Below are 14,330 nucleotides of genomic sequence, written 5' to 3'. Positions count from 1 at the left end.
CATGGGCATTTTCACCATCACCCTGCCCGATATCGGCGAAGGCATCGCCGAGGCCGAGCTGACCGAATGGAGCGTTGCCGTCGGCGACGAGGTCCAGGAGGAGGACGTGCTCGGCACCGTGATGACCGACAAGGCGGCGGTCGAGGTTCCCTCCACCGTCTCCGGCAAGGTCGTGTGGCTGTGCGGCGAGCCGGGCGACGTGGTCGCCATCGGCGCGAAGTTCATCCAGATCGAAGTCGAGGGCGAAGGCAACGGCTCTGCCGAGCCCGAAGCGACCGCGCCCAAGGCAGCGACCGGGGACAAGGACGAGGACAAGGCAGACACGTCGGAGGCCGCAGCGCCCGCCCCGGAAAAATCAGCAGAAAAGCCTGCGCCCAAGTCTGATGCCAAGTCCGATGCCAAGCCGGACGCGAAGTCTGGTGCGAAACCCCAACCATCCCAGGCGGCACGGCCCGCGGCCGCGCATCGCCCGCTCGCCGCCGGCGAGAAGCCGCTGGCCTCGCCGGCCGTGCGCCGGCGCGCCGAGGAAGCGGGTATCGACCTGCGCCGGGTCGGCGGATCGGGCCCTGCGGGCCGCATCCTGCACGAGGATCTCGACGCCTATATCGAGCACGGGCCGCCGACCGCGCGCCAGAGCGGGCGCATGCCGGCGCTCGGCACCCGCGACGTCAAGGTGGTGGGCATGCGCCGGCGCATCGCCGAAAAGATGGCGCTGTCGAAGTCGCGCATCCCGCACATCACCATCGTCGAGGAAGTCGACGTTACCGCGGTGGAGGAATTGCGCGGCCAGCTGAACACCGTGCATGCGGCGAGCCGCGGCAAGCTGACCCTCTTGCCCTTCGTCATGCGCGCCATCGTCATGGCGGTGCGCGAGCAGCCGGAGATGAACGCGCTCTACGACGACGAGGGCGGCGTGGTGCGCCAGTACGACGGCGTGCATATCGGCATCGCCACGCAGACGCCGGCAGGGCTGACCGTCCCGGTCGCCCGCCACACGGAGGCGCGCTCGGTGTGGGACTGCGCGGCCGAGGTGGTGCGCCTGGCCGAGGCTGCCCGCGAGGGCAAGGCGAGCCGCGAGGAACTGTCCGGCTCGACCATCACCATCACCTCGCTCGGGCCGCTCGGCGCCATCGCCACGACGCCGATCATCAACCACCCGGAGGTGGCGATCGTCGGCATCAACAAGATGGCGGTACGCCCCTTGTGGGACGGCAAGGAGTTCCAGCCGCGCAAGGTGATGAACATCTCCTGCTCCTTCGATCACCGCGTGATCGACGGCTGGGATGCCGCCGTCTTCGTCCAGAAGCTGAAATCGCTGCTGGAAACCCCTGCCCTGATGTTCGTCGAGGACTGAGCCCATGAGCGACATGACCTGCAAGCTGCTGATCATCGGCGCCGGTCCCGGCGGCTATGTTTGCGGCATCCGCGCCGGCCAGCTCGGCATCGACACGATCATCGTCGACGAGCAGAAGCCCGGCGGCACCTGCCTGAATGTCGGCTGCATCCCCTCCAAGGCCCTGATCCACGCGGCCGAGGAGTTCCACAAGCTGTCGCATTTCAACGGCAGCTCGCCGCTCGGCATCACGCTCGCCTCGCCGCAGATCGACCTGTCCGCCACCATCGACTGGAAGAACGGCATTGTCGCCCGGCTGAATGCCGGCGTCGCGGGCCTTCTGAAGAAGTCCGGCGTGCGGCTGATCGCCGGCAAGGCGACCTTCCAGGACGGCAAGACCGTCAAGGTGACGACCGGCGACACTTCGGTGCAGATCCGCGCCGAACAGGTGGTGATCGCCACCGGATCGGCGCCGGTCGAACTGCCCTTCCTGCCCTTCGGCGGCAAGGTGATCGGCTCCAGCGAGGCGCTGGCGCTGCGCGCCGTGCCGGACAGGCTCTGCGTCGTCGGCGGCGGCTATATCGGCCTGGAGATCGGCACCGCTTTTGCCAAGCTCGGCGCCAGGGTGACCGTGGTCGAGGCGGCTGAGCGGATCCTGCCGCAATACGACAGCGCCCTCACCCGCCCCGTCCTCAAGTCGCTGCAGGCGCTCGGCATCGAGGTGATGCTGGCGACCAAGGCGAAGGGGCTCGGCGACAAGGGCCTCAAAGTGGAGACTGCCGAGGGCAGCGAACGGGAGATCGCCGCCGACAAGGTGCTGGTCACCGTCGGCCGCCGGCCGCGCTCCGACAGCGCCAATATCGCCAGCCTGGGGCTGGCCACCGACGGGCCGTTCCTGCGCGTCGACGACCGCTGCCGCACCTCGATGCAGGGCGTCTTCGCCGTCGGCGACGTCACCGGCGAGCCGATGCTGGCGCACCGCGCCATGGCGCAGGGCGAGATGGTGGCCGAGATCATCGCCGGCCACAAGCGCAGCTGGGACAAGCGCTGCATCCCGGCGGTGTGCTTCACCGATCCGGAGATCGTCACCTGCGGCCTGTCCCCGGACGAGGCGAAGGCGCAGGGCGGCGCGGTGACGACGGGGCAGTTCCCCTTCGCCGCCAACGGCCGCGCCATGACGATGGAGGCCGAGGACGGCTTCGTGCGCGTCGTCGCGCGCAAGGAGGACGGGCTGATCCTCGGGCTGCAGGCGGTCGGCCGGGGCGTTTCGGAACTGTCCGCGGCGTTCTCCATCGCCATCGAGATGGGCGCGCGGATCGACGATATCGGCGCGGTGATCCACGCTCACCCGACCCAGAGCGAGGGGCTGCAGGAAGCGTGTCTTGCCGCGCTCGGCCACGCGCTGCACATCTGACGAGACGGCGGGGCTGTCCGGTCGAACGCCCCACCTCCAGTGTCCTTGAAATCAAAATGGCCCGCGCCCCTCTCGGGACGCGGGCCTTTGTTGCGGCGGGACGGGCGGAGCGGCAAGGAACCTGCGGCGCGGTTCCGTAACGCCCCCTCCCGGCTCGTCGCGATCCGCCGGACCGCATCTTGCGAAAGCCGGCGGGGGAGCTCGTGTGTCGGCGGTCTAAATACCGGCCGACAGAAATCCTCCATCGACCACCAGGATCTCGCCGGTGACGAAGCTGGCGGCCGGCGACAGCATGAAGCCGATGGCCTCGGCCACCTCTTCCGGCGCGCCGTAGCGGCGCTGCGGGATGCGGCTGATCCAGGCGTTGCGGGCGGCATCGCTGTGCAGCCCGTCGAGCAGCGGCGTGCTGATCGGCCCCGGCGCGACCGCGTTGACGCGCACGCCGAGCGGGGCGAGTTCGCCCGCCATCACCTTGGTCATCGTCACCACCGCGCCCTTGGAGGCGCCATAGGCGGTGCGCAGCGAATTGCCGATCAGGCCCGACACGGAGGCGATGTTGACGACGGCGGCGTCCGGCTCGCGCTCGGCCGCCACGAAGGCGCGCACGGCAAGGAAGGTGCCGACCACGTTGACGTCGAGCACGGTGCGCATCAGCTCCGCGTCGGTCTCGCGGAACGGCACCGCGCGGGCGATGCCGGCAGAGTTGACCAGCCCCGCGAGCGGCCGGCCGAAGCGCTCCTGGATGCCCTCGAAGGCGAGTTGCAGGCTGCCCTCGTCGCGAATGTCGGCGCGGGCGCCGAACAGGCGGTCGGACCCGCCTTCGAACTCGGCCGAGAGGTCGGCGATCGCCTTGTCGAGCGCCTCGCGCGACATGTCGAGCAGCGCCACTTCCGCGCCGCGGGCCAGCAGCCAGCGCGCGGTGGCAAGGCCGATGCCGGACGCCCCGCCCGTGACGATGTGGCAGCGCTCCTCGAGCGTGCGGTTGAGATCGGTCATGCGCGTGCGCTCCCCATTGCATCGGACACCGGGGCGGAGTGCGCCCCGGCAATGGTGCCGGCCGGTACCGCATCGGGCAGCCATTCCTCCAGCACGATCTCGAAGGTCACGCAGACCGGGTTCTGACCGGGCAGGAAACGGCCGCCGCTGATCGTGCCGTTCGGCTCGGCCAGAACGCCGTGCAGCACCGCGACCGGATTGCCGGCCTCGTCCGCTTCCACCATTCCGGTCATGCCGATCACCTCCACCGCCGGGCCGCGCACCACCTTGACGCTGCCGGAGGAAAAGGCGACGCAGGCGTCGGTCAGGCTTCCGAGCCCGGCGCGCAGGAAGCACTGTTCCAGCCCCTCGCGCAGGCAGATCTTCTCCACCGCCTGGACCAGGTCCTCGTTGGGGTGGACGCGGGCATAGACGGTCCGGCCGGTGCGGCCGCTGACAAGCTTCACCTCTTCGCTCATTGCACCCCTCCTGAACGCTCCAGAGGCCGGAAGACGGTGTGGTTGGTCTCCGCATCGGGCATCTGCCGGATGTCGAAGCTGTCGAACACCGTCATGCGGACCCGCAAACCCTCGCCACTGATGCGGCTGGCGAACGTGTCGAGATGGCCGCCCAGCACCCGGCCCTCATGCGGCTCGGCGAACCAGGCATGGCAATGCAGCAGCGGCGCGCCGTCGGCGCCGATCCCCAGCGTCGCCGAGCCGCCGAAGGCGCGCACGGTGCCGGCATTCGTCATCGGCGTGTAGGTCACCACCCGCTCGCCGCCGGGATCGGGCGCGGCAAGGCAGTAGATGCAGGGCTCGAACCCGCCCGACAGGATCTCGAAGGCGGCTGGCCGCCACTCGCCGCCGGTCGCCGCGCGCACGGCGGCGCCGAAGGCCTCCACCAGCGGCGTGCCGGGGACGAGCCGCACCAGGCCCGAGCGCACGTCCTCGCAGATATCCATGCCGAGGGTGATCCGGTCGCGGGCGACCGGGCCGGGCTGACGCAGCAGCCGCGAGGCGGCTGGCAGGCCGCCAGGGCCCCTCACCTTACCCCCTCCAGTACGGGCTCTTCGGCAAGGCGGCTTTCCAGCAGCTCGCGAACCGCCTTCTTGGTGATCTTGCCGTAGCCCGAGCGCGGCAGCTCGTCGAACACGACGAAGCGCTTGGGGATCTTGTAGCCGGCGATGCGCGTGGCGAGATCCGCCTTCAGCTGCTCCGGCGTGATCTCGGCGCCCGGCTGCAGGACGATGGCGGCAACGCCGATCTCGCCCCACTTCTCGTCCGGCATGCCGACGACGCAGGCCTCGGCCACCGCCGGATGGGCGACGATCTTCTCCTCCACCTCCAGCGGATAGATGTTGGAGCCGCCGGAGATGAACATGTCAGAGGCGCGCCCGGTGATGAACAGGAAGCCGTTCTCGTCGAAATGGCCGATGTCGCCGGTGCGGAACCAGCCGTTTCGGAAGGACTCCGCATTGGCCTTCTCGTTGCGGTAATAGCCGTTGAACACCGCCGGGCCGATGACGCAGATCTCGCCGTTTTCCAACGGCGGCAGCCGGTTGCCCTCGTCGTCCTGGATCTCGATCTGCATGCCGGTGCGGGCATAGCCGCAGGTGCCGACGCGCACGCCCGGCCCGTCTTCGGGATCGTGCAGATGCGGCGGCAGAACGGTGATGTTGCCGGTCACCTCGCCGAGGCCGAAATACTGCACCAGGCAGCGGCCGAGCTTGCGCAGCGCCGTCTTCTGGTGCTCGCGCAGCATCGGCGCGCCGGCATAGATGACATGGCGCAGCGAGGAATGGTCGTAGCGGTCCACCGCCGGGTCGCCGACCAGCGCGGTCAGGATGCTCGGCACGGTGAACATGTTGGAGACGCGGTGGCGCTCGATCAGGCGGAACGCCTCGTCGGCATCGAGGCTGCGCGAGACCGTCAGCACGGTGGTGACGCAGCGCGCCACCTGGATCAGCTGGTGGATGCCCGCCCCGTGCGACAGCGGCGCGACGACCAGCGAGGCATCGTCCGAGGTGGTGCCCGGCATCAGGTCGGCGAGGTGATTGGTGATGACGAAGGCCATCTGCCCGTGGCTGAGCACCGCCGCCTTCGGCTTGCCGGTGCTGCCCGAGGTGAAGAAGAACCAGCAGGGATCGTCCCGCTCGACGGGGGCTGCACGGAAGGGCTTGCCCAGCTCCGCCGCCACCAGATCGGCATGGACATGCTCGCCAGCGCGCGCTGCGCCGATGCAGACGACGTTCTGCGCCCCGGCATCGCGCGCCGCATCGGCATGGGCGGCGAATTCCGGCTCGTAGATGATGGCCTTCGCCTGCGAGGAGCTGGCGACATGCGAGACGTCGTCCGGCAGGATGCGGAAATTGGTCGGCACCCAGACGGCGCCGAGCTTGTAGACCGCGAACATGGTCTCGAACATCTCGACCGAGTTGCGCGACTGGACGATGACCTTGTCGCCTGGCCCGATGCCGAGGCCGGCCATCGCATGGGCGAAGGCGTCGACGCGGGCGTTCATCTGCGCCCAGCTGACGACCCGCTCGCCATGCACGACTGCGGGCCGGTCCGGATGGCGGCGGGCGGCATCGGTGAGCAGGTCACCGAGATTCATCACCCGGTTGGACATGCGCTCGGCGCCTTCCACCCTCATTTCAGCCGCTCCAGGATCGAGACGTAATTGGCGACCGCCGCCCCGCCCATGTTGAAGACGCCGGCAAGCTCGGCGCGCGGCAGCTGCATGTCGCCGGCATCGCCGCACAGCTGCATCGCCGCCATCACATGCTGCGAGACGCCGGTGGCGCCGATGGGATGGCCCTTGGACTTCAGCCCGCCGGACGGGTTCACCGGCAGGCGCCCGCCGAAGGCGGAAATGCCCTCGTCGATGATGCGGTGCCCCTCGCCTTCGCGGGCAAGGCCCATGGCCTCGTATTCCAGCAGCTCGGCGATGGTGAAGCAGTCGTGGGTCTCGACGAAGGAGAGATCGGCGACGCCGACCTTGGCGCGCTCATAGGCCGAATTCCAAGCCCTTGCAGCGCCTTCGAAGGATGTCTTCGAGCGGCGACTGAGCGGCAGGAAGTCGTTCACATGCTCGGCGGCGCGGAAATACACCGCGCGCGGCGCGGTGGTCAGCGCGGTATCCGTGTCGGCGATCACCATCGCCGCTGCCCCGTCGGAGATCAGCGAGCAGTCGGTGCGGCGCAGCGGGCCGGCGACGATCGGGTTCTTCTCCGAGACCTCGTTGCAGAAGTCGAAGTCGAAAGGCTTGCGCATATGCGCATACGGGTTGGCCATGCCGTTGGCGTGGTTCTTGGCGGCGATCCGCGCCAGGCTCTCGCGCCGGTCGCCATGGGCCTGGAAATAGGCCTGGGCGATGTTGGCGAAGACGCCGGCGAACCCGCCCTCCACCTCGGCCTCCTCCTTGCGGTAGGAGGCGCCGAGCAGGATGTCGCCGACCTCCGGCGTCGGCGTCGCGGTCATCTTCTCCACGCCGACGACCAGCACGCGTCGGGCGCGCCCGCTCTCGATCTGGCGGATGCCCGCATGGATCGCGGCCGACCCGGTGGCGCAGGCGTTTTCCACGCGCGTTGCCGGCGTGAAGCGCAGCTCGGGCACCGCAAGGGCAACGAGCGAGGCCTGGAAATCCTGTCTGGAAAAACCATTGTTGAAGGTGCCGAGGAAGATCGCGTCGATCTCCTGCGGACCGACATCGGCATGCCTGAGGCACTCGCCGACCACTTCGGCGATCAGCTCCTCCGCCCCCGCCGCTTCCGATTTGCCGAACCTGGAATGGGCCCAGCCGATCATGCAGGCTCCCATCGCGTTCCTCCCTGCGACTTACACCATCAGCGCCGTCACTATAAAGCCGGCATTCCGGCTAATCTTGTCTTTTCGAGGCGCCCGAATAGACTAGCGCGCATGAAACCAGCGCGCCAGCGCTTAGACGGAGCTGAAACATGCAGCCACTCGACGAAACCGATCTGAAGATCCTGCGCGTCCTGCAACAGGACGGCTCACTCTCCGTCACCGAAGTGGCCGAGCGAGTCGGCCTGTCGCAGTCGCCCTGCTCGCGCCGCATCAACCGGATGATCGAGGACAAGGTGATTCTCGGCCGCTCGATCATCCTCGACCGTCGCAAGCTCGGCTTCGACGCCACCATCCTGGTGCGCATCAAGCTGTCGGGCCACGGGCGCCAGTCGATCTCGGTGTTCCAGGAAGCGGCGCTGAAGATCCCGGAAATCCAGGTGGTGCAGCTGATGCTCGGCGAATTCGACTTCAACCTGCGCGTCGTCGTGCGGGACATGGATCACTTCCAGACCCTCTTGCGCGAGAAGCTGGTGATGCTGCCGGGCCTGCACGAGATCCAGAGCACGGTGATCCTGGAAGAGACCAAATACACCACGCACCTCCCGATATGAGTCCCGAATATCCATCACTATACGACCGGATTCCCACATTTAATATTATATATATCGATATCATTATTATAATTGATCGCAAGACATCGAGACAATAAGGTCTCTCTACAGGAAGACGGGGCAAACAGACGCCCCGAAAACCTGCGGCCTCGTGGCGGAATGGCTACGCAAGGGATTGCAACTCCCTTAATCCTGGTTCGACTCCAGGCGAGGCCTCCATTCCCTTCTTCCTTTTTCGCGGCGGCGGCCGGGCGGGATTTCCCGCCCGTTTTTGCGTGTTCGCAAAAGGCCCGGCGCACGCCTCAGGCCGGCTGTGCCGCCACCTCCTGCTGCCGGCGCAGGGCCTGGCGGTCGATCTTGCCGGTGGAGGTGCGCGGCAGGGTATCGACCGGCACGAAGCGCTCCGGCACCATGTAGTTCGGCAGAAAGCCCAGGCAGTGCCGCTTCAGCGCGCGCGCATCCGGCACCTCTCCAGGCGCGATGAAGCAGGCGGCCAGCGTGCGGGTCCCGTCCGCGTCCAGTTCGTCGATCACCGCCACCTCGCTGACGCCCTCGTGGCGCAGCAGGGCCTCCTCGACCTCGCCGATATTGACGCGGAAGCCGCGGATCTTCACCTGGGAATCCCGCCTTCCGACATAGTGCAGCGTGCCGCCCTCACCGATGCGCACCAGGTCGCCGGTGCGGTAGAGCGGATCGGGGTAGAGGTCGTGGCGCGGGTCCTGCACGAACTTCGCCGCCGTCATCGCCGGATCGCCCCAATAGCCCTTCGCCAATGTCGGCCCGCGGGCGCAGAGCTCGCCGATGGCGCCTTGCCCCGACAGGACCTCGCCCTCCTCGCCCAGCACCAGCACCTCCATATGGGCGCAAGGCACGCCGATGGGCAGCGGGCCGTCGTCCGGCAGACCAGTCAGCGCGTGGCAGGTGACGTCGTTGATCTCCGTCGCGCCGTAGATGTTGTGATAGCGCGCCTTCGGCAGGCGGGTCATCAGGTCGCGCAGCTCCGCCGGCGGATAGGGCTCGCCGGCAAAGAAGATCAGCCGCAGGTGATCGAACTCCGGTCCCGGATCGCCGAGCTGGCGGGTGATCATCCGTAGCACGGACGGGACCGACTGCCACACCGTCACGCGGCTTTCGGCGAGGAAGCGCACCAGGTCCGTCGCCATGAAGGAGATGCCCTGCGGCACCAGGTGCACACAGGCCCCGTGCGCCAGCGTCGTCCACACGTCGAACAGCGACAGGTCGAAATGCAGCGGCGAATGCGAGGCGACCCGGTCCTGCGCGTGAAGCGCGAAATACTCCCCCGCCCAGTCGGAGAAGGCGACGATGGCCCGGTGGCTGATCATCACGCCCTTCGGCTTTCCGGTCGAGCCGGAGGTGTAGAGGATGTAGGCAAGGTCCTCGTCGATCACCTGCGAGGGCGGCGGAGCGGTCCCCTCGCCCCTCTCCTCTCCCATGCTCTCAGCTTTGGGCTCCAGCATCACCGGGGCGATGCCGCGCGCCTCCGGCGACAGCGCCAGCGGCACGCCGCCCGTTACCAGCACCGGCGGCAGCTCGCAGCCCTCCGCCACCAGCGCCTCCAGCCGCTTCGCCTTGTTGGCCGAGGAGACGAGCATCGACGGCTCGCAGTCCTTGAGGATGCCGGCAAGGCGCGGCGCCGGCCCGGTCGGGTCGAGCGGCACGCAGATCGCGTCGGCCATCATCACGCCGAGCAGCGCGCCGACCGCCTCCGGCGACTTGTCGAGCCACACCGCGACCCGGTCGTCGCGGCGCACGCCGCCGGCATGCAGGGTGCGGGCAACGCGGGCGGCGAAATCCTGCAGCTCCGCCCGCGTCCAGGTCGTGTCCTCGAAGACGATGGCGGCAGCCTCCGGTGCCTGCCGTGCCATCGCCTCGAGCAGCCGCGGAATGATGCGCGCCATCGTCGTACTCCTGTCCCTTTGTTTTCACGCAATTTCGGACGGAAAACCGGTTCCCACTTTTCCTGGAATTGCTTCAGAGATCGTACCGGCCCATCAGCCAGGCGAAATACTGGAAGCGGTTGCCGAGGAAGCGCTCGGCCTTGCCCCACATCTCGTCGTCGGTGATGTCGCTGGGATACTTGCGCCCGACTGCGCTGCGCTCGAACAGCGGCCGCAGCAGGGTCAGCGCCAGGATGTAGAAGAGGTCGTGGTCCATCTTGTAGGACTTGCGCCGGTCGCCGTCCCAGCCGCCGAGAATGTCGTCCCGGTGCTTGTTGAGCAGCGCCAGATGCGGGATGAAGTAGCCCCACAGGCGGCGGGAGATGGCGCGGATCTCGGCCTCCGGCACGTCCGGGAAATAGCCGGCGATCTTCGCCGCGATCGGATCGAACTCCATCAGGTTGTCGATCGTGTATTTGCCGAGCGCGGTCGGGTAGCCGATCTTGCCGACCATCCGGTAGATGGCGCTGGCCAGGTCGCGCCAGGACTGCATCGCTTTCGCCGTCGGCGGCAGATTGTTGATGTCCTGCACGGAATCGAGGTCGATCAGGAACAGCCGCTTGCTCTCGACCGAGTAGACGAAATTGCCCCAGTCGCCGGAATAGCGGTAGAGCTCGGCCAGCGAGAAGTCGTGCAGCAGCTTGCCGGCCTCGCGGGCGAGCTTGCAGATCACCGTGAGGCGGACGCGCTCGTCGTCGGGATCGCCCTCCACGCCGAGCGCCTCGCGGATGCCGTCGTAATGGGCGTCGAAGACGGGATCGCTGCCGCGCACCATGCCGGCGCCGAACAGGATCTCCGAGATGCGGTAGGAGGCGGAGCCGGGCGAGAGCGTCAGCACCGCGCCCATCGGCTGGCCCTGGAAGGTCAGGTTGCCGCCGTATTCGATCACCGCCAGCGGCGCGATGGTCGGCACGCCGTGGCGCACCAGCCGCTCGGCCGACCAGAACTCGCGATGCGCCCGCTCGTGGACGATGCCGCCGATCGGGCTCGGCGAGCTGTAGGCGTACTTGTACTCTCCCTCGTTCGAGATGCCGAAATGCGGATAGGTGACGAGATATTCCAGGAGGTCCGTCAGCGGCGGCACCGGATCGTTGCCGGCATCGTCATGCAACTTGTTGGAATATTCCGCGTCGCCCGGCAGGATCGGGTTCCACAGGCCGACGCCCTTGAGCTTGGCCGCGTGGAAGGTGACGGTGGGATCGTCCTTGAGCGCGATGGGCTCGTTCAGGCTCTCCCACGAGCCGCGGCCGCGCCGGGTGAAGGTCGGCACGTGGCCGTTCCAACTGGCGATGTCGAGCAGGCGCTGGAACTCGCCATCCGAGATGGTCAGACCGTCGAACTGGTGGGTGATCCGGTAGTCCAGCTTCTGGTGAGCGTTGATGTTCATCTGGTAGGATCCTGAATTCAAAAAGGAAAATCCGGGTCAGGCATAGGTCCGGGCGCCGAAGATGGCCGAGCCGACGCGCACGCTGGTGGCGCCGTAGATCACCGCCTTCTCGTAGTCGCCGGACATGCCCATGGAGCGGCGGGCAAGGCCCGCCTTGTCGGCGAGCGCGGCCAGCAGCTCGAAATGCGGCGCGGGGTCCTCGCCTGCGGGGGGAATGCACATCAGCCCCTCGATGGTCAGCCCGTGCACGTCGCGGCAGCGCTCGACGAAGGCGATGGCCTCGTCGGGGTCGATGCCGGCCTTCTGCGGCTCGCGGCCGGTGTTCACCTGCACATAGAGGCGCGGGCTGCGGCCCTGGCGGGCGATCTCGCGCGAGATCTCGGCGGCGATCTTCTCCCGGTCGACGGACTCAATCACGTCGAACAGCGCGACCGCGTCCTTCGCCTTGTTGGACTGCAGCGGCCCCAGCAGGCGCAGCTCGATGTCGGGATACTCGGCCTTCAGCGCCGGCCACTTCTCCTGCGCCTCCTGCACCTTGTTCTCGCCGAACACGCGGGCCCCTGCGGCAATCACCGGGCGGATCGCGTCCGCGTCGAAGGTCTTGGAGACGGCGACCAGCGTCACCGGGCCGGGATTGCCCTCGCGCACTTCCTCCGCCGCCGCGATCTTCTGCAGCACTGCCGTGAGCCGCTCCACCGATTGATCCTTGGTCATGGTCTTCACTCTCTGTGTGACGGTTGTCGAAAGGGAACGGCGCCTACATGCCGACTGCGAACATGCGCGGCACCATGAGCGTGATGGCGGGGAACAGCGCGCACAGCACCACGATCACCACATGGGCGGCGGCGAAGGGCAGCGACTCGCGCACCGCGCTTTCGTATGGGGCGTTGGCTATTCGCGCCGCCGTCATCAGGGTCAGGCCGACGGGCGGGGTGATGTTGCCGAGGTTGAGCGCCAGCAGCATCACCATGCCCGCATGCAGCGGGTGGAAGCCGAGCTCGACCAGGGCCGGGGCGAGCACCGGCACGGCGATGATGATCGCCGGCAGCACGTCGATGAACATGCCGATGACGATGAGCAGCGCTGCGACCGCGAGGATCTGCACCACCGGATTGTCGCTCATGCTGGCGATGGTCTCGGCCGCATGGCGGGCGATACCGGAGCGGGTGACGAACCAGCCGAGCACGTTGGACGCGCCGAGCAGCAGGAACACCACGCCGCTGAAGCTGACGGTGGAGACGAGCGACTCCCACAGGTCCTGCCGGCTGAGCCGGCGATAGGCAAAGCCCCCGAGCACCAGCGCGTAGATGCAGGCGATCACCGAGGCCTCGGTCACCGTGGTCACGCCGCTCAGCACGCCGCCGAGGATGACCAGCGGAATGCCCATCGCCGCCAGCGCGCTGAGGCCGGTCGAGACGATCACCGAGAGCATCACCCGCTGGTGGCTGGCATAGCCGCGCTTCCACGAGATGATGCCGCTGACGACCAGCATGGCGAAGCCCATCATCAGCCCCGGCACGATGCCGGCGGCGAACAGGCCGAGGATCGAGATATCGCGCAGCGTCGCCGCATAGGCGATCATGATGATGCTGGGCGGGATGATCGGCCCGACGATGGCCGAGCAGGCGGTGACGGCGGCGCAATAGGCGGCGCTGTAGCCCTCCTTGCGCATGGAGGGGATGAGCGTGCGCCCGATCGCCGCCGTCTCGGTCACCGCAGCGCCCGTCAGCCCGGCGAACATCAGGCAGGTGGTGACGTTGACATGGGACAGCGCGCCCGGCACCCGGCCGAACAGCGAGCTGGCGAAGGCGATCAACCGCTCGGTCAGCCCGGCGCGGTTCATGATCTCGGCGGTGATGATGAAATAGGGCACGGCGATCAGCACGTAGCCCGACACGCCGGAGTAGAAGCGGTCGGCGAGGATGCCGAGGAAATCCGCCCCGCCGATGGAATAGGCGCCGACCATGCCGGCGGCCGTCAGCACCAGGCCGAGCGGCAGGCCGATGAACATCAGCACGATGAAGGCGATGGAGGCGCTCATCCCGCGGCCTCCGCGATGCGGCGCGCCGGCGCCGGTCCGGCCGTGTCGGTTGTGCCCGGATCGCCCGCGACCGTCGGCGGCCCGTCGCCGAACTCCAGCTCCGCTTCCGCCGCCTCGACCTCCTCGGCAGCCGCGCTGATCGCGCCGCGCTCTTCCAGCAGGGCCATGCCGTCGACGAGGTGCAGGCACAGGATCGCGCCGGCCACCGGCACGGAGGCCGCCGTCCAGTGATGCGCCACCTGCAGGCTGGGGGAGATGATGTAGAGGTTGGTCGCCTCGCGGAAGAAGCCGAAGCCGTACCACAGCAGCGCCAGGGCGAAGAGGCCGATGGCGGCAAGGTTCACCGCCTGCGCCAGGCGCGCGGCCCAGCGGGGCAGCCGCCGCGCCACGGCGAGGATGGCGATGTGCTCGCCATACTTGAACGCCACGGTGATGCTGAGCATGCCGAGCCAGGGCAGGAACAGGCGGAACAGCGACGGACGGGTGTTGGCATAGGCGAAGGCGAGCGGCCCGCTGTCGAACAGCGAGGCATGGCCAAACCGCGCCGCCAGCGCCAGGCCCAGCTCCAGCACGATGCCGGCCGCCGAGACGAGCAGCATCACGGCAAGCAGGACCGCGCAGACGACGATGGTCGCACGGTTGACCGTGTCGCTGACCCGGCGCAGGGCGCCAAGCAGCGCTCCCGGCCCGATGGAGGTAATCGTGCTCATGGGTTCGGTCCCGGTCGGCTGGGGCGATGTCCTGGGGCGATGTCTTGAACGGGGCTTGCGCGCGTCCGCGAGAGGCAGGCGGCGGCCGGACA

General features: G+C 68.1%; 13 protein-coding genes and 1 tRNA gene. 4 read left to right on the top strand and 10 right to left on the bottom strand.

The window, feature by feature from the left end; translation table 11 throughout:
- The first annotated feature begins 1 nt into the window (after position 1).
- The gene (locus tag GH266_RS23060) at positions 2-1,354 is read left to right on the top strand and encodes a dihydrolipoamide acetyltransferase family protein (RefSeq protein WP_158195942.1); all 1,353 of its coding nucleotides are present in this window, start codon (positions 2-4) and stop codon (positions 1,352-1,354) included.
- Between the two features lie 4 nt (positions 1,355-1,358).
- Positions 1,359-2,747, top strand: a complete 1,389-nt coding sequence (gene lpdA, locus GH266_RS23055; protein WP_158195941.1) for a dihydrolipoyl dehydrogenase — start codon at positions 1,359-1,361, stop codon at positions 2,745-2,747.
- A 216-nt stretch (positions 2,748-2,963) separates the two neighbouring features.
- Here lpdA and GH266_RS23050 read toward each other — a convergent pair whose 3' ends face one another.
- From GH266_RS23050 to GH266_RS23030, 5 genes are read right to left on the bottom strand one after another with little or no spacing between them, the layout of a single operon-like run.
- Positions 2,964-3,743 carry an SDR family NAD(P)-dependent oxidoreductase gene (locus tag GH266_RS23050; protein WP_158195940.1) on the bottom strand — a complete coding sequence of 260 codons (780 nt, stop codon included), beginning with the start codon at positions 3,741-3,743 and terminating at the stop codon, positions 2,964-2,966.
- Positions 3,740-4,201, bottom strand: coding sequence for a PCC domain-containing protein (locus GH266_RS23045; RefSeq protein WP_158195939.1), 462 nt, complete (start codon positions 4,199-4,201; stop codon positions 3,740-3,742). The genes GH266_RS23050 and GH266_RS23045 overlap by 4 nt, the downstream gene beginning before the upstream one ends.
- Positions 4,198-4,770: a PPC domain-containing DNA-binding protein gene (locus GH266_RS23040; RefSeq protein WP_158195938.1), complete on the bottom strand. Its 573-nt coding sequence runs from the start codon at positions 4,768-4,770 to the stop codon at positions 4,198-4,200. Before GH266_RS23040 ends, GH266_RS23045 begins: the two co-directional genes overlap by 4 nt.
- Positions 4,767-6,377: an acyl-CoA synthetase gene (locus GH266_RS23035; RefSeq protein WP_158195937.1), complete on the bottom strand. Its 1,611-nt coding sequence runs from the start codon at positions 6,375-6,377 to the stop codon at positions 4,767-4,769. The genes GH266_RS23040 and GH266_RS23035 overlap by 4 nt, the downstream gene beginning before the upstream one ends.
- Positions 6,374-7,543, bottom strand: coding sequence for an acetyl-CoA acetyltransferase (locus GH266_RS23030; protein ID WP_158195936.1), 1,170 nt, complete (start codon positions 7,541-7,543; stop codon positions 6,374-6,376). Before GH266_RS23030 ends, GH266_RS23035 begins: the two co-directional genes overlap by 4 nt.
- A gap of 137 nt (positions 7,544-7,680) precedes the next feature.
- On the opposite strand from GH266_RS23030, the gene GH266_RS23025 reads away from it, so the two are divergent.
- Both GH266_RS23025 and GH266_RS23020 read left to right on the top strand, forming a co-directional pair.
- Positions 7,681-8,142, top strand: coding sequence for an Lrp/AsnC family transcriptional regulator (locus GH266_RS23025; RefSeq protein WP_067222522.1), 462 nt, complete (start codon positions 7,681-7,683; stop codon positions 8,140-8,142).
- Between the two features lie 145 nt (positions 8,143-8,287).
- A tRNA-Cys gene (locus tag GH266_RS23020) sits at positions 8,288-8,361 on the top strand.
- Positions 8,362-8,444: 83 nt separating this feature from the next.
- Here the strand turns inward: GH266_RS23020 and GH266_RS23015 are convergent.
- From GH266_RS23015 to GH266_RS22995, 5 genes are all read right to left on the bottom strand, one after another.
- Positions 8,445-10,061: an amino acid adenylation domain-containing protein gene (locus GH266_RS23015; protein WP_158195935.1), complete on the bottom strand. Its 1,617-nt coding sequence runs from the start codon at positions 10,059-10,061 to the stop codon at positions 8,445-8,447.
- A 73-nt stretch (positions 10,062-10,134) separates the two neighbouring features.
- On the bottom strand, positions 10,135-11,487 hold the full coding sequence (locus GH266_RS23010) for an SET domain-containing protein (protein WP_158195934.1): 1,353 nt from the start codon (positions 11,485-11,487) through the stop codon (positions 10,135-10,137).
- A 36-nt stretch (positions 11,488-11,523) separates the two neighbouring features.
- Positions 11,524-12,201, bottom strand: a complete 678-nt coding sequence (locus GH266_RS23005; protein WP_158195933.1) for a YggS family pyridoxal phosphate-dependent enzyme — start codon at positions 12,199-12,201, stop codon at positions 11,524-11,526.
- 43 nt (positions 12,202-12,244) lie between these two features.
- Complete coding sequence (locus tag GH266_RS23000; protein WP_158195932.1) at positions 12,245-13,528, bottom strand: TRAP transporter large permease; 1,284 nt, start codon at positions 13,526-13,528, stop codon at positions 12,245-12,247.
- Positions 13,525-14,238: a TRAP transporter small permease gene (locus GH266_RS22995; protein ID WP_158195931.1), complete on the bottom strand. Its 714-nt coding sequence runs from the start codon at positions 14,236-14,238 to the stop codon at positions 13,525-13,527. The genes GH266_RS23000 and GH266_RS22995 overlap by 4 nt, the downstream gene beginning before the upstream one ends.
- Positions 14,239-14,330: the final 92 nt, after the last annotated feature.

It is taken from the genome of Stappia indica (assembly GCF_009789575.1).
In the GTDB taxonomy this organism is placed as follows: Bacteria; Pseudomonadota; Alphaproteobacteria; order Rhizobiales; family Stappiaceae; genus Stappia; species Stappia indica_A.
This window is presented reverse-complemented; position numbering and strand designations above follow the sequence as displayed.

Excerpts from the sequence above, each read along its gene's own strand:
- GH266_RS23000 (WP_158195932.1), bottom strand. The coding sequence starts at position 13,528 with ATGAGCGCCTCCATCGCCTTCATCGTGCTGATGTTCATCGGCCTGCCG.
- GH266_RS23060 (WP_158195942.1), top strand. The coding sequence starts at position 2 with ATGGGCATTTTCACCATCACCCTGCCCGATATCGGCGAAGGCATCGCC.
- GH266_RS22995 (WP_158195931.1), bottom strand. The coding sequence starts at position 14,238 with ATGAGCACGATTACCTCCATCGGGCCGGGAGCGCTGCTTGGCGCCCTG.
- GH266_RS23035 (WP_158195937.1), bottom strand. The coding sequence starts at position 6,377 with ATGAGGGTGGAAGGCGCCGAGCGCATGTCCAACCGGGTGATGAATCTC.
- GH266_RS23045 (WP_158195939.1), bottom strand. The coding sequence starts at position 4,201 with ATGAGCGAAGAGGTGAAGCTTGTCAGCGGCCGCACCGGCCGGACCGTC.
- GH266_RS23030 (WP_158195936.1), bottom strand. The coding sequence starts at position 7,543 with ATGGGAGCCTGCATGATCGGCTGGGCCCATTCCAGGTTCGGCAAATCG.
- GH266_RS23050 (WP_158195940.1), bottom strand. The coding sequence starts at position 3,743 with ATGACCGATCTCAACCGCACGCTCGAGGAGCGCTGCCACATCGTCACG.
- lpdA (WP_158195941.1), top strand. The coding sequence starts at position 1,359 with ATGAGCGACATGACCTGCAAGCTGCTGATCATCGGCGCCGGTCCCGGC.
- GH266_RS23025 (WP_067222522.1), top strand. The coding sequence starts at position 7,681 with ATGCAGCCACTCGACGAAACCGATCTGAAGATCCTGCGCGTCCTGCAA.
- GH266_RS23005 (WP_158195933.1), bottom strand. The coding sequence starts at position 12,201 with ATGACCAAGGATCAATCGGTGGAGCGGCTCACGGCAGTGCTGCAGAAG.
- GH266_RS23015 (WP_158195935.1), bottom strand. The coding sequence starts at position 10,061 with ATGGCGCGCATCATTCCGCGGCTGCTCGAGGCGATGGCACGGCAGGCA.
- GH266_RS23010 (WP_158195934.1), bottom strand. The coding sequence starts at position 11,487 with ATGAACATCAACGCTCACCAGAAGCTGGACTACCGGATCACCCACCAG.